Source organism: Staphylococcus sp. EG-SA-2 (genome assembly GCF_017152085.1).
In genome coordinates this window covers 1-248 of sequence record NZ_JACYHC010000378.1, presented here as the reverse complement: position 1 = coordinate 248, position 248 = coordinate 1, and the positions used below count along the sequence as shown (strand labels likewise).

The following is a 248-nucleotide window of genomic DNA, read 5'->3' as shown; positions in this document are numbered from 1 at the left end:
AACGAAAATAAGTATTTACTTATACACCAATCCCCTCACTATTTGCGGTAGTGAGGGGATTTTTATTGGTGCGGCTATATGTCACCTATTTTGTATTGCGTCTACTTAGCCAATAAGAAAAAAACGCAATGGCACAGCCACTGATGACTGGTGCTATGATGTGAACGAAAATAAGCATCACCTTATACACCTCCTCTCTGCGTCTAAATTGACGCCTGAGAGATAGGCGACTCTACTATTATATCATC

The 248-nt window shown here is 40.3% G+C and carries 1 protein-coding gene; it reads right to left on the bottom strand.

The window, feature by feature from the left end; all coding sequences use genetic code 11:
* Positions 1-85: 85 nt before the first annotated feature.
* Positions 86-181 carry a type I toxin-antitoxin system Fst family toxin SprA1/PepA1 gene (gene sprA1 / locus IDG60_RS03540; RefSeq protein ID WP_001801861.1) on the bottom strand — a complete coding sequence of 32 codons (96 nt, stop codon included), beginning with the start codon at positions 179-181 and terminating at the stop codon, positions 86-88.
* Positions 182-248: the final 67 nt, after the last annotated feature.